The 14176-nt window shown below is 47.3% G+C and carries 14 protein-coding genes; 10 read left to right on the forward strand and 4 right to left on the reverse strand.

Going from position 1 to position 14176, the window contains the following annotated elements; genetic code table 11:
• Positions 1–53 precede the first annotated feature (53 nt).
• The 7 genes from ACQY33_RS03115 (at position 54) to ACQY33_RS03145 (ending at position 7910) form a co-directional block, all read left to right on the forward strand.
• The gene (locus ACQY33_RS03115) at positions 54–1499 is read left to right on the forward strand and encodes a hypothetical protein (protein ID WP_428073841.1); all 1446 of its coding nucleotides are present in this window, start codon (positions 54–56) and stop codon (positions 1497–1499) included.
• Positions 1500–1657: 158 nt separating this feature from the next.
• Complete coding sequence (locus ACQY33_RS03120; protein ID WP_428073843.1) at positions 1658–3112, forward strand: hypothetical protein; 1455 nt, start codon at positions 1658–1660, stop codon at positions 3110–3112.
• A 123-nt stretch (positions 3113–3235) separates the two neighbouring features.
• Positions 3236–4495 (forward strand): homocitrate synthase/isopropylmalate synthase family protein, encoded by a 1260-nt coding sequence (locus ACQY33_RS03125; protein WP_428073845.1) that lies wholly within the window; start codon positions 3236–3238, stop codon positions 4493–4495.
• Positions 4488–5741: a 3-isopropylmalate dehydratase large subunit gene (locus ACQY33_RS03130; RefSeq protein ID WP_428073847.1), complete on the forward strand. Its 1254-nt coding sequence runs from the start codon at positions 4488–4490 to the stop codon at positions 5739–5741. The genes ACQY33_RS03125 and ACQY33_RS03130 overlap by 8 nt, the downstream gene beginning before the upstream one ends.
• A gap of 1 nt (position 5742) precedes the next feature.
• Positions 5743–6243, forward strand: coding sequence for a 3-isopropylmalate dehydratase small subunit (locus tag ACQY33_RS03135; protein WP_428073849.1), 501 nt, complete (start codon positions 5743–5745; stop codon positions 6241–6243).
• Positions 6240–7244, forward strand: coding sequence for an isocitrate/isopropylmalate dehydrogenase family protein (locus ACQY33_RS03140; protein ID WP_428073851.1), 1005 nt, complete (start codon positions 6240–6242; stop codon positions 7242–7244). The genes ACQY33_RS03135 and ACQY33_RS03140 overlap by 4 nt, the downstream gene beginning before the upstream one ends.
• 147 nt (positions 7245–7391) lie before the next feature.
• Positions 7392–7910, forward strand: a complete 519-nt coding sequence (locus tag ACQY33_RS03145; protein ID WP_428073853.1) for a type IV pilin protein — start codon at positions 7392–7394, stop codon at positions 7908–7910.
• A 45-nt stretch (positions 7911–7955) separates the two neighbouring features.
• Here ACQY33_RS03145 and ACQY33_RS03150 read toward each other — a convergent pair whose 3' ends face one another.
• Positions 7956–9053 (reverse strand): linear amide C-N hydrolase, encoded by a 1098-nt coding sequence (locus tag ACQY33_RS03150; RefSeq protein ID WP_428073855.1) that lies wholly within the window; start codon positions 9051–9053, stop codon positions 7956–7958.
• Positions 9054–9192: 139 nt separating this feature from the next.
• On the opposite strand from ACQY33_RS03150, the gene ACQY33_RS03155 reads away from it, so the two are divergent.
• Positions 9193–10326, forward strand: coding sequence for a glycoside hydrolase family 3 N-terminal domain-containing protein (locus ACQY33_RS03155; protein WP_428073857.1), 1134 nt, complete (start codon positions 9193–9195; stop codon positions 10324–10326).
• Here the strand turns inward: ACQY33_RS03155 and ACQY33_RS03160 are convergent.
• The 3 genes from ACQY33_RS03160 to ACQY33_RS03170 form a co-directional block, all read right to left on the reverse strand.
• On the reverse strand, positions 10264–11007 hold the full coding sequence (locus ACQY33_RS03160; RefSeq protein ID WP_428073859.1) for a glycosyltransferase family 2 protein: 744 nt from the start codon (positions 11005–11007) through the stop codon (positions 10264–10266). The two genes, ACQY33_RS03155 and ACQY33_RS03160, sit on opposite strands and share 63 nt — an antisense overlap.
• Positions 10977–12626: a hypothetical protein gene (locus ACQY33_RS03165; RefSeq protein ID WP_428073861.1), complete on the reverse strand. Its 1650-nt coding sequence runs from the start codon at positions 12624–12626 to the stop codon at positions 10977–10979. Before ACQY33_RS03165 ends, ACQY33_RS03160 begins: the two co-directional genes overlap by 31 nt.
• Before the next feature lie 76 nt (positions 12627–12702).
• Positions 12703–13194, reverse strand: a complete 492-nt coding sequence (locus tag ACQY33_RS03170; RefSeq protein ID WP_428073863.1) for a type IV pilin protein — start codon at positions 13192–13194, stop codon at positions 12703–12705.
• Between the two features lie 81 nt (positions 13195–13275).
• Between ACQY33_RS03170 and ACQY33_RS03175 the strand changes: the two genes are divergently transcribed.
• Positions 13276–13728: a surface lipoprotein assembly modifier gene (locus ACQY33_RS03175; protein ID WP_428073865.1), complete on the forward strand. Its 453-nt coding sequence runs from the start codon at positions 13276–13278 to the stop codon at positions 13726–13728.
• A 199-nt stretch (positions 13729–13927) separates the two neighbouring features.
• The gene (locus ACQY33_RS03180) at positions 13928–14149 is read left to right on the forward strand and encodes a hypothetical protein (RefSeq protein WP_428073867.1); all 222 of its coding nucleotides are present in this window, start codon (positions 13928–13930) and stop codon (positions 14147–14149) included.
• Positions 14150–14176: the final 27 nt, after the last annotated feature.

The following is a 14176-nucleotide window of genomic DNA, read 5'->3' on the forward strand; positions in this document are numbered from 1 at the left end:
TATAGGACTTTGGGCCCTGTCTCTAATTGCGGTTTTTATTGTATTTTATTGGTATGATAAAAAAACTATTTTATGGCATCTTATTTGTTTTGTTTGTTTCTTCCCTCTCTTTTGCCCAAAAGACTGTTATAAAATCTTTTTGCAAGAACGCGGAATCTTTTGGCGTCAAAGCGACGGAAAGAGACCTCCAAGAATTGGAAAAACGTTTTATTTTGCTAAGGAAGGATCCTTCCCCCACCAGTTTGCAAAGAGTTTCCGTTCTGTTAAAAAACAGGGTGGAACCCGGCCCCCAGCGTGATGAGCTGGAGTCTTTGTTTTCGTCCGGTAAATATCTGCAGGCGCAGGCCAAGGTGCATATGTGGCTGACGGGGGAGGATTTGTTTAATCCGCCTGCTCCCGTTAAACCTAAAAGCCGCCGCGAAGAATTTGCCAGCTGCTTTTTGGGTTTTGACCTTTCTAAAGGCGCGGAGTTACAAAAAGCGGTTTCTTTTTTACATGCGGGCTGGCAGACAAGATTGCTAAACGTAAAAGAATACCGCAATATTATATGGTCTCTTTCCCGTATGGACTTTCGCAACGCGGAATACATTTTAACCCGTAATGACAAAGCCGTTTTGCACCATACGATTCCGCTCTCCCAATACGAAAGGGCTCAGCTTCAGCTTGCCAAAATGTATGAATGGGAAGATCTAAATCCACGTCCGATGGAAATACCCCCTTTGGACAATGTGTCCCGCAGAGAGGCTGTCCGCCAGGTATTGGGGCCATTATCGGGGGGAAAGAAGAAGCCCTTGTCTGTCCACCAAGCCTATTATGAACAGCTCCCGCCTTGGCGTCAGCAAGAATTGGACGCGCAAATAGACCAAATGGAAAAAATAATTGCCCAGCGTGCGTTGCAAGCCAGCTCTTCCAACAAGGGGCATATGGATAAACGGCGTTTTTCTTTGGCTTTGGCCAGTTTTGTAACCGGGAAGGTCAATTCTTCTTGGACGGTGATGCAGGTGCTTTACAGCCCTTATGTGTCCGCGTCGGCCCGCCTTGCGGCTGAGAAAGCCTTGTCCAGCAACCTTTCTTATTGGGAAGGAGTAAAAGCAGGGGAATATTTATATGAGGATTATTCTAAAAATTTAGAAAAAAATTTAGTAGTGTCTCCAGAAATGCAGCGCGTGCAGGAACTTTTTCAGGAATTAGATAATTATTTATCTAAAAACCGCCAATGGCCGCAGGAGGGAGTTGACTTGTTTCCCCGTTTGCAGGAACTGGAAACTGCTCCCGGGCTGGAAGGGGCCAAACTGATGATAAAACGCTTGAAACAGCAGCAACAGAAATTGCCGGAAAAAGAAATATATATTTCCCTTCAAAATTATATTGCCCAGCATGGCAAGCTTCCGCCGTCTACCTCTTCGCTGTACCATGCGATTATGCGCTATAAAAAAATACCCGGGCCGTATCGGGAGAGTTTCCGTAAGCTTTTTGAAAAATATCATTATAAAAAATAGGTTTTATGCCTCTTTGCCCCCGTTTAAACGGGGGCTTTTTAATGGGATTATTCCATAAATAAACGCTAGGGCCTTGCCAGAACATAGGTCTAAAAAACACGGGAGTTAGGTCTTAAGGCCCTGGCTGGGAGTATTGGGGTTTTGATATCTTAAAAATAATGAAGAAACTATCTTGCTTTATTTTGTTATTGCTGGTTGTATGCCCGGCTGTTTTTGCTCAGAAGCCGGTAATTGGTGCGGTTAGCAAGAAACTGGCCTCTAGCGGTGTAAAAGCCGCCGAAAAAGACCTTTTGGAATTGGAAAAGCGGTTTGCTAAATTAAGAGGATTTCGTTCCTGCAAAGATTTACAGCGGGTTTCTTTTTTGTTGTTAAAACGTTTTCCCGCCAGCCCCCAGCGTGATGAGTTGGACGCTCTTTTCCGTTCCGGCCGGTACGCGCAGGCCCAGTCTTTGGTGCATGGCTGGCTGACGGGGGAAGAACTCGCTTTGTCGGAAAGTTCTCCTACCAAAGACATCTCTTCCCGCAGGGATTTAAACCAACAATTTCTGAAATTTGATTTATATGACGGGGCGGACCTTCAACAAGCGGTTGCTTTCTTAAACGGCGCTGTACAGGAAAACCTGCTTACACAAAACGAGTACCGTAATATTTTATGGTCCCTTTCCAAGCTGGATTTTTCAAACGCCAGGAATATTCTGGCCCGTAATGATAAAGCTTTCCTTTATCAGCGCATTTCAACTGCGCAGCATGATAAAAATTTAACGGTCCTTTCCCAAATATATAAATGGAATGATTTGCATCCGGAGCAAATGCTCCTTCCCGCGCCGGAAGAAACCGTCCGCCGGGAGGCCGTCCGGCGGGTAATGGGGTCCGTATATGGAGGCCCCCAGCAGCCGCTGGAGGTTTATAAACAACATTATGATAAACTTTTTCCTTGGCAACAGCAAGAAATATCCCAGCGTATTGACCAGATGGAAAAAACGCTTTCCTCTCGTTTGGCGCAACTTAGCGTAAAGAGAAAAAAGGAAGGCGTGAGATCTGGTTTTGGGCAATCTTTTAAGGCTTTTGCCGAAGGCGAAGCTTTTATTTCCTGGAAAACAATAAAAGTATTGTACAGCCCGTATGTGTCCGCCGGCGCCCGGCGCGAAGCCGAACAGGCGCTTGGGGAAAATGTTTCCGCGGCAGAAAAGTACCAGGCGGGGTTGGCGTTATATGACCACTATGCTTCCAATTTGGCAAAGGGCATAATGGCGGGAGGCGAAACCCACGCGCGGGTATTAAATGTTTTGGAAGAATTAAAAACTTATTTGCTTCAAACCCGCCAATGGCCGCAAGAAGGGTCTGCCTTATACTCCAAGCTCAGAACCCTGCAGGATAACCCGGATTTTCCGGGTGCCAACCTTCTTGTGCGGCGTTTGCAGCAGCAACAGGAGTCTTTGCCTGAAAAAGGCCTTTATGCCAGATTGTTGGATTATATATCCCGTTACGGTAAATATCCTCCTTCCTCTTCTTCGCTATATAGTGTATCCAATTACTATAAAACAATTCCCGGCCCATACCGTGAGAAATTTCAGGAATTATTCCAAAAGTATCACCGCAATAAACCCAAGTAAAGTTTTTATTTTCCCCGCTGTTTTCGGCGGGATTTTTATTTATGGATTTTAATAATTTTAGCCGGACAGCGTGTACAAATATGCTAAAATCTACGAATATAAAAAGATTTTGGAGGGCCCAATATGAAGCATACTATTTGGATTGTAGACGTGACCAACCGGGACGGGGTGCAAACCTCCCGCTTAGGCCTGTCTAAATTTCAAAAAACCATGTTGAATTGTTACCTTAATGAGCTGGGGGTCGCTTTTTCTGAATTTGGTTTTCCCACCACCAGCCACGAAACCAATTATTTAAACGCCAATTTGGAACTGGTAAAACAAGGTATTATCACCAAAACCCGTTTAAGCGGCTGGCTGCGCGCGGTGGAAGAGGATGTGGACCTGGCTTATAAAAACGTACCCGGCTTGCAGTATTGCAATTTATCTATGTCCACGTCAGACCAAATGCTGGCGGGTAAATTTGGCGGCCGTTTTGACCGCAAGGCCATTTTAAATAAAGCCGTACATGCGGTAAAAGCGGCTAAAGCCAAAGGCGCTTTAGGCGTGGGGGTAAACGCGGAGGACGCTTCCCGCACGGACCTGGATTTTTTGGTTGAGTTCGCCTGCGCCGCCAAAGAAGCCGGCGCTTCTCGCTTTCGCTATTGCGATACGCTGGGCTATGACACGCCGGACGTTATCTATACCCGCATACGCAAAATTGCCGAGGCTTCCGGCATTGGCATAGAATTGCATTGTCATAATGATTTGGGTATGGCGGTGGCCAACTCCGTCATGGGCGCCAAAGGCGCGGTGGACGGCGGGGTGGAAGCCTTCATTAACACCACCGTAAACGGCTTGGGGGAACGCGCCGGCAATGCGGATTTGGTTTCCTGCCTGTTGGCCATTGTGCATGGCAGCGGCATGGGGGATTATAAATTAAACCCCAATATCCGTTTAAACAAAGCCTGGCAGTTGGCTAAGTACGCCTCTTACGCGTTTGGCGTACCGATACCCATCAATCAGCCGGCGGTGGGCGCCAACGCGTTTGCGCACGAGTCCGGCATTCACGCGGACGGCGCTTTAAAAGACCGCCGCAATTATGAACTGTATGATTTTGAAGAACTTGGCCGCGGGGAACCGGAAGTGATAGAAACCGGCCGCGTAATTACCACCGGGGAGTATGGCGGCATTAAAGGCTTTCGCAACGTGTACGAAAAGCTGGAGCTGGAATTTAAGAACGATGCCCACGCCCGCGAAATTTTGGAACTGGTGCGCTACGCCAACGTGCACAACCAGCTGCCGCTGGTGGAAAGCGAACTGCGCTTTATCTATCATCACCCGGACATTGCCGCCAAAGTAATGACCATTACCCCGCATTATTTGGGAGAAGAAAAAAATGCTTAAACAGACGTTAGCCGAAAAAATCATTTCCGCCCATGCTCCCGCGCCGGTGCGCGCGGGTGATTTTGTGGTGGCGGATGTAGACGTTACCGCCGTGCAGGACGGCACCGGCCCCCTTACGGTGGCCGAATTGGAAAAAGCCGGTTTTAGCACCGTCAAAAATCCTTCCCGCACCATTTTATTTATTGACCACGCCGCCCCCAGCCCCCGCAAAGAACTTTCCAACACCCATGTGGTTTTGCGGGATTTTGCCAAACGCACAGGTGCCGTCCTTAGCGAGATTGGCGAAGGCGTATGCCACCAGTTGCTGGTGGAAAAATACGTAAACCCCGGGGAAATTTTAATCGGGGCGGATTCCCACACCTGCACTTCCGGCGCGCTGGGCGCGTTTGCCACGGGCATGGGTTCCACGGACGTAGCCGTAGGCATGGCTATTGGCAAAACCTGGCTGAAAGTACCCTCCACGTTTAAGGTGGAAGTAACGGGCAAATTCCAGCCCGGCGTGGGAGCCAAAGACTTAATTTTGCATTTAATCGGCCTTATCGGGGCGGACGGCGCCACCTATAAAGCGTTGGAATTTTGCGGAGACACCATTGAAAACATGGAAATGGCGGACCGTTTTACCCTTTCCAACATGGCGGTGGAAGCCGGCGCTAAGGCCGGGCTGATTGCCACGGACGAAAAAACCAAAAAGTATTTGCAGGAACACGGCCGCGGCGATAAATTTAAAGAAGTAAAAGCGGACGATGGCGCCGAATACGAACGCGTCATTAAAATAGACGCGTCTAAGCTGGAGCCGGTGGTTTCCTGCCCGCACACGGTGGACAATGTGAAAAAAGCCAAAGAATTGGCTGACGTTAAAATCAACCAAATTTATATTGGCACCTGCACCAACGGGCGTATAGAAGATTTGCGCGCGGCCGCGGGTATTTTAAAAGGCAAAAAAGTGGCTGACGGCGTACGTTTGTTTATTACACCCGCTTCGCGCGATGTAATGCTGCAAGCCTTAAAAGAAGGCTTGATTGAAACTTTTGTGGAAAGCGGCGCCAGCGTGCAAACCCCGGGCTGCGGCCCCTGCGTGGGCGTGCACGGCGGTATTTTGGGCGATGGGGAAGCCTGCCTTTCTACCCAAAACCGCAACTTTCAGGGCCGTATGGGCAACACCAAAGGGTTTATTTACCTGTGCAGCCCCGCCACGGCGGCAGCCAGCGCGTTGACCGGGCACATTACAGACCCGAGGGAGATTTAATATGCAATTAAAAGGAAAAGCTTGGAAATTTGGCGACGATATCAGCACGGACCACATCGCTCCCGGCCGCTTGTTTCATTTGCGCAGCAATCTGCCGGAAATGGCCAAACACGTTTTGGAAGACGCGGACCCGGCGTTTGCCTCCTCCATGCAAAAAGGGGATTTTGTGGTAGCCGGCAAAAATTTTGGGCTGGGCTCTTCGCGCGAGCACGCCCCCACCATTATCAAACTGGCGGGCGTAAACGCTGTGTTGGCTAAGAGTTTTGCGCGTATTTTCTTTCGCAACGCCATTAATATCGGGTTGCTATTGGTAGAGTGCGATACGGATAAAATCAACGCCGGGGACGAATTGGATGTGGACGTAAAAGCCGGCGTAGTGCATAACCTGACGCAAAAAATGGATATTCCCGTCGCCCCGCTGCCGGACGTAATGATTAAAATTTTAAACGAAGGCGGCCTGATGGCGCATATTAAGAAACACGGCGGGTTTGATTTGGTATGACAAAAAAACATTTGGTAACCTTAATCCCGGGGGATGGCATCGGGCCGGAAATTACCCGCGCGGTTACTTCCATTTTGCAGGCGGCGGGCGCGCCCATAGAGTGGGAAGAGCAAAGCGCCGGCGCCGCCGTGCTGGAGGCGGAAGGGGAAGTGCTCCCCCAGCGCGTGCTGGATAGTATTGCCAAAAACGCGGTGGCGTTAAAAGGCCCTATTACCACGCCCATTGGCAAAGGCTTTCGCAGTGTGAATGTGGCGCTTCGCAAAGCGTTGGATTTATATGCCTGCGTGCGCCCGGCTAAAACATTGCCCGGCGTGAAAAGCCGCTATGATAAGGTGGACCTAGTCATCGTGCGGGAAAATACCGAAGACCTTTACGCCGGCATAGAACGCAAGGTGGACGACGATACGGCGGAATCCATTAAGCGCATGACGCGCGGCGCGTCCGAACGCATCGCGCGTTACGCTTTTGACTATGCCGTAAAAAACCACCGCCGCAAAGTAACGGCAGTCAGCAAAGCCAATATTTGCAAATTTTCTGACGGGCTGTTTTTGGAAGCGGTCCGCGCCGTGGCGCAGGAATACCCGCAAATTGCCTATGATGAAGTATTGGTGGATAACCTGTGCATGCAGCTGGTGATTAACCCGGAAACTTACGATGTACTGGTATTGCCTAATTTGTACGGGGATATTGTGTCTGACCTAGCCGCCGGGCTTACGGGCGGGTTAGGCGTAGCCCCCGGCGCAAACATCGGCGTAAAAGCCGCCGTATTTGAAGCGGTGCACGGCAGCAGCCCGGCCTTGGCGGGGCAGAATAAAGCCAACCCCACCGCCCTGTTGTTAAGCGCGTGCTTGATGCTGCGCCATTTGGGCGAGGCCGATTGCGCGCAGCGTATAGAAACCGCCTTGCTAAACGTATTAAAAGAAGGCAAAACGCTTACGTTTGATTTGGGCGGAAGCGCCACCACGCAGCAATTTGCCCAGGCGGTCATAGCGCATTTATAAAGGCTGAAACTTGTGTTATTTTCCCGCGCGTTGTTTGCAACGCGCGGGATTTTTTTGCTTTTAAAATTTTAATTTAAATAGATCTTGCATTGTTTTTTTTTTTTGATATAGTGGGTTTTGTACTACGAGCTAGGAGGGGTACGGCCCATGAACAAAAAGTTTGGATTTACGCTTATAGAACTGTTGGTGGTGGTGTTAATAATAGGTATTTTAGCGTCGGTTGCTTTGCCCCAATATCAAACGGCTGTGGTAAAAAGCCGTTTAGCGGCAGCACTGCCGTTGGCAAAAGCGGTGAAAGATGCCCAGGAAATTTACAGGTTGGCTAATGGTAATTATGTGATGAGTTTGCAAGAATTGCAAGATTTAGATTTCCCAAATTGTTCTTCCGGTAGCCGGCGCAATCAATTACGTTGCGCCAATGATTTGTATATACAAGATGATGCGGTGGGGGATATGTCGGGAGGATCTGTTACGTACCGCTATTGTACGCGTAATACCAGTTGGGGGGAATGTTGGAGTAATAGCACTAGCCCGGCTATTACGTTGTATTATGATAACCATACAGACGTAAATAAAAGGGGTAGAAAATTATGTACTGCCGCCAATGAAAAAGAACAACGTGTTTGCAAATCTTTAGGTGCAGATTCGGATGGCTTTTTTAATTAATTAAACCCCCGGTTTTAATACCGGGGGTTTTGTGTGTAAAAGTTTTTATTCCAGATTTACCAAATGTATTTGTTCAGGTTCTTTGTCCAGCGGCAGCACTTGCGCTTTTATGCCCGCAAAGTCTATTTTGGTCAAATCCACCTGGCGGATTTGGCTGTTGTTCATTGTGCGGTAATAGAAAGCGGGCTGCGTTAAATTGGTTACGCTCGTCCATTGGGTGGCGCTGGGGAGATTGGGTATTTCTTCCCCGGAGGAAAATTCCACGCCTATCGGGATATCAAAATTATTTAAGATGTGAAAAGCCTGCAATACCCCTTCTTGCGCCGTGGCGGGCACGGGCGCCGTGTGCAGGTAGAAAAACGCCCGTACAAAGCGTGAAGGCGGCGTAATGTCCCCCGGCAGGCCCCACATGCCGGCTCCCGCACCGAAAGCGGCCAGTTCTGTCTGCCCCAGTTTATTGGGTTTTACCGCGCCCGGGTGCAGGTTTACGTAATTGTTTAAATGAGTTACCTGCCACGGAAACGAGGGAGAGTTGGTAAACACGCCCACGGTGTTTTCATAAATATGGCGCTGGCCGTTGTTTTCAATTTCCAGCACAATGCTGCGGCCGGAAGCGTCCGCAATGCGCCAGTGGCCGGTGGAAGCGGCTTTTTGGCCCGGTTGGGGCGGATAGATGCCTATAATTTCTATCTTTTTCAGCCCGGCGATTACTTCGTCCACCGTGGCAAAGTTGGTCAGCATCCAGCGCACCAGTTCCACGTCCGCCACGGATTTCTTGGCTTTTTTGGCGTTAAACGGCGCCAAGCTGCCGTAGCCGGAGAAATAGAAAATCCCGGCTCCTAAACCCTTTTCGTTTACCCCTTCCCCTATAAAAGCGTCTTTTACCGTGCTGATACCCACGGCCCCGTATTTGTTTTTCCAAGAAAGGCCGTTTTGCCCCTTCGGGGTGAAAGAAGTATTTTCCTGCCCGCGCGGCATGATCACCAGTTTACTGTCTAAAGAAAATCCGCCCCACTCTATTGTGCGGGCTTGCAGGCGGGAACCGTCTTTAGCGCTAAAGGCAATACCGGTACACGCCCAAGCGGGCATGGATTGCCAGGCGGTTAAAGCAAAAGCCAACAAACAAGCAATTATTTTTTTCATAAAATCCTCCTTCGTTTATTATAAGAAACAGAGCGGATTTTTGTATGCCTGATTTTGGATTAGTGCCGTTGCGTCAAAATTTTAGAGAGCGGTTAAAATTGTGTATAGTATATAAAAGCGCTTTAATAAGAGGTATTTTGTGGCAAAGGACGTTTTAAAAAATTGGCTTAATAAACCCTTAACGCTGTGGTCCGCAAGTAAATTATTGTTGGCGGCCGTCGCGGTATGGGGGGTTATTGCCTGCTGGCCCAAGCCCAAGGTGCCGGTCCGCCCGGTTATTTTGCTGATTAATCATTATCCGTTTACGCCGCAGGATACATATTTTTACAAGCAGGCCAACCCGTTTGGGTTTTTATTGGGAATACCTAAACGTGAAAATTTAGATCCCCGTATATTGCGTTTGGAATTGGCGGAGGCGCTGGGCCGAAATGATTTTTTATTTTTTATTGACCAGGAAGGCGGAAGCGTAAACCGTTTAAAACAATTTTTCCCGCAGGAAAAGGCTCCTTCTCCCGCTTATTTTGGAAAGCTGGCCGCTAAAGACGAAGAATCCGCCGCGCAAGAAGCGTACCAATATGGGCTAAGCGTAGGGAAAAAACTAAAAGAATTAACGGTGGATGTGGTATTTGGGCCTAATGCCGAGGTGTTGCCGGAAGGAGAGGATTATTTATTTCGCAGCCGGTATTATTCTTCTTCTCCTCAAATAGTAAAACGCCTGGCGGATGCTTATGCGGCGGGCTTGGCGCAAGGGGGGGTTATCCCGTGCTATAAACATGCGGTGGGGGCCAGCGGTTTAAATAAAGATCCGCATTTAGTAAAGCAAGAAGCACTCTACTCCGTACAAGAAATAAGGGAAATTTTCTTGCCTCCTTTTCAAAACGCTTCCCGCTGGCCTTTTTTAATGACGGCCCATGTTTTATACCCGGCTATTGACGTGCAACATGTATCCACCTATTCCCCGGCATTTTACCGGTTTGTGCGTGAAGAGTTAAATTTTAACGGGCTTATTATCCCAGACGCTTTGAATATGGAAGCGGCGGACCAAGATGCTTTTGTGTCTGTTTCCGAGCAAATGAATAAAGCCTTGGCTGCCGGGGCGGACGTGGTTATTCCGTTTTTTAATGTGGATGCCAATCCCGCCTGGATATTGAAAGAGCTGGAGGCTATTTCCCCGGCTTATGTAAAACGCTTGAATAAAAAATGGAGCGCCTTACGGCAGGAAGCTTTTTTTCAAGAAGACTTTTCTAAAGAAAATCCCCAAAATAGTTTTTAAATGTTGGTAACCGTCTTTCCATCTGCGCAAATGCGGGGGGCGCCCGCCGCGGGTGTCCGGCAGAAAGGCGGGAAGAATCCACTCTTTGTATTTCCAATGATGCAGAGCGGCTAGGCAGAGCATTTCGCTGGCATATTCCATGCCGGCGGTTCGCAACGGCAAATCTACATACCGTGCCCGGTTGATAATACGCATGCCGCTGTTGCAGTCATAAACGGGTATTTTAAAAAATACGCGTATTAAGTAAGAAAGAAAAGGCGTCCCCGCGTAGCGGTTTAAAAAGGGCATTGCTTTTGGGAGTATTTTCCCATGCAGGCGGTTGGCTAACAGCAAGTCCGCGTTTGCCTCTTTGGCGGCTTTCAGCATATCCGGGAAATAACGGGCCGGGTAGGAACCGTCCGCATCACAAAAAGCCACCCATTTCCCGCGGGCGGACAAAATGCCGCAATGCAAAGCGGCCCCATAACCCACCCGGCTGCAAGAGATGAGTTTTGCCCCATGGGTTTTGGCTATTTTTGGGCTGTCGTCAGTAGAGGCGTTGTCCACCACAATTATTTCCGGCTGTATATCTTGTTGCTGAAAGGCTTGCCGGGCTTGCTCTAGGCATTCGGCCAGAGAAGCTTGCTCGTTGCGGCAAGGGAAAACGATGCTTATTTCTGGGGTGTTTTTTGTGCCGGGCATAAAATAAATCCCCCGTAAATATTATCTAAATTGGAAGAAAATTTTTGACAGCTTTTTTGCGGTTCATCCAGCCGGATATGATACTTTTCCCAAGAACGGTTATCCGTAATTACGGGGTGATCCGGCCCCATAATGTAAAGAGGCCCGTGGTGGCTGGAAATCGTTTTGTGAATGATGTCTTCAAAATGGAAGCGGTAATCATCCGGCTGTAAAATGTTTAATCGTCTGGCCGTTAATCCCAGTTGCTGCGGGTATTGCTCCGGCGGGAACCAAATGCCCCCAATGTATTTGGCTTTAGGGTTCGCTAACGCCGCAAGGAAAGAAACATGCCCGCCCAATAAAACCAACGCATTGTCTTCTACGGCGGGGATAACGGCAGTGGAGTTTTTATTCCCAAAGGCAGATCTCCCCCAGTCCGGCGGCGGGGTAAGTAATATATACAAGGTGAAAAAGACGCATAACGCCCCGCCGGTGGCTTTTCCTAAAAAATGTTGGATGAGCACAATAAATAAAAGAGCGGAAGTAAATTCCAATAAAATGGAATAGCGCATGACGCTAAAAGCGCTTAACCATAAAATATAATTTATCCCAAATAAAATAAGCAGGGGGGCGGAAGCCTCCGGGAGGAGGTTTTGTTTACGGCGCAGTTTGCTTAATAGCATTACGGCGGTTAATACAATAAAAGATAATACACCCAAACAAAGGCGAATGTCTAATTGGTATTCCACTACTTGTATGCTTCTTCTTAAAAAGGGCAAAAACAGCCATTCCCGCCAGGAGGAGGGAGTTCCCGGCCCGTTGGAAAGGTTTATCGGGTCAAAGAAAGGGGACTGAAACCATTGGTTAAAAAAAGGAAAAAATGGATTTCCAAAGAGGTGAAACAACCTCCACATAAAAAATCCGTTTGTTAATAAGAATCCTCCCGCGCAGGCCGCCAAACATCCCGCCAAATGGTACCAAGATACTTGCCTTTTAAACAGTATATAAAGCCCCATAATCCCCAAGCCTGCCGCGCTGGGGCCAAAAGTGTATTTCAGGCCAAAAAACGCGCCCAGAATAAAAAAAGACAGGTAAAACGAAACAAAAGACCCGTTCTTTTTTTGAGGGGTTTTTAACAGCAAATAACATGCCAAAAGACCCGCCGCGGCTAAGGCAAGCTCGTTGGAAGAAAGGCCGATTTGGCTTAAAGCGGCTATACCGGTAGTTGCCAAAATAAAAGCGTTCAGGCGGATTAATTTATCCTGCGCTCGCGTAAAGGGAGGGAAAACAACGGCCGTTATTTTCCAGGCTAAAAATAAAAACAGCCCGTACCATAACCCTTGGATAAAGGCTGTCAAACGGGGAAATCCGTTCAATACGGTAAATAAAATGTAATACGGAATATCCAACAGCGGATTAAAAAATGTATGTATTCCGGCGGGGATAACGTCCCAAAAGAAGCGCTGGTGCAGGAAAGAAAAGGGAATGTATAAATGGTAATTAAGCAAATCTACCGAAATATCCTGCCCCATTAGTACGCTTAATCCCCCGCTAAAGAGCAAAGCTAAGCTTAGTAACAGCATATCTTTGATAAAAGGGGAAAAGCGTGTTTTTTGTTGTTGGGGCGGATGTTTTTTCATGCTTTTTATTAATACGGCACTATAAAAGAAGGCTTCCGGATTGCGGGCGCCTTCTTTTATTTTAGCTAAAACGGCTTTATTCCGTAAATGACCAAGAACAATCTCCTCCTCCGCTTCCGCAGGATTTATATCCGTTTTCAAAGCCTAATTTCCTGCAGACGGAATCATCAGAGGAATCCCTAGGGACATATTCCAAGCAGTATTTAGTGCCTTTTTGGTTTAAGCTGAGGTTAACTCTTCCTCCGTTTTTATCATAATAGAAAATGGCGGTTACTTGCCCGTACCCGGAAGCAAAAGAGTAGCAGGAATTCAGATTGATATCGAAATTCCTTCTCTGGGAAGGAAAGTCTATGGATAGATCTTCCACTTGGGGATAGCCGCCTCCGTTTGCTAAACAATATGCCTCGGTTGCTGCGCGTATTGTGGGAAGCACGGTCCATACTTCCGCGGCCCGGCTGCGCAGGACGGCGCGATCATACTGCGGCAGAGCGATGGAAATCAACGCGCCAATAATAAGAACTGTTACCAACAGTTCAATTAATGTAAAACCCTTATTAAAAGTATTCATAAAAAGCTCCTTTTGCTGCTACTAATAGTATAAGATTTTTTTGGTTTTTTACAATAGAAAATATTAATTTTATGATAAAATTTGAACTGCTCTATCTATCAAGATTATAACAGCAACAATTATTTCAGCTACGGAAAGTTAGTTTATAATTTGGATGATTTTAGTTATTTAACGCTATCAGCAGGTTTTTCTTATCAGGACGGTCATTATAAATGGGATAGTTATTTCCGCCAGCTATACTCCTTAAGCTACGGAAGAGAATTGCCTTGGGGTTTTGTGCTGTATATGGAGCCTAATATCTCACTTACTCACTATCATGATTCCCGCTATTTTTTTAACGGTTTAGGCGGTATGGAAAAGTGGAAACGCCAAGATACCACATATGGGGTGTTTGTTTCTTTAAGCAGTAAGTTTTTGCGTATATATAATATCATTCCTCCTATTAATTACGTATACAATAAACGCCAATCCAATGTTTTTAATTATGACTACGAAAGGAGCCGTTGGGAAATAGGTATTAGCCGAAGTTTCTAAGAAACGTACAGGCGTTTAATAAGGGCGTTTTTCCTAAAAAGATTAAAAACAAATTTTTTATAAAGTTTCATCGTATTTATTAGGATGTGGTTAGTTGTGGGTTGCTCCCCCTGTTATTGATACGCGTATTTCCTTATTAATATAAGGAATATTTAAAAGATCTTTGTAAAAATAGAAGGTTTTTAAGGTGGTTAGTTTTATGGCGGGCGTGCTTAAAGCGGAACTCAGCAAAAAGCAAACGGAATTAGAACGGCTATATGACGAGGGCTGGGAAAAGGGCTATCCGGCGGAGTTTATAAAACGCACAGAAGAACGCTTAAAAACGGCTATTGCCGGGCTTACACAGCAAGTACAAGCCCAAACTTGTACAGCCGGAAGCCGTACGGCAAAAAAGCACAGATATTTTAAAGTTGGTATGTAATATGGGTACTATTTATCGCGCGGCTCC

This window comes from Candidatus Avelusimicrobium aviculae, from assembly GCF_949292495.1.
Lineage (GTDB): Bacteria > Elusimicrobiota > Elusimicrobia > Elusimicrobiales > Elusimicrobiaceae > Avelusimicrobium > Avelusimicrobium aviculae.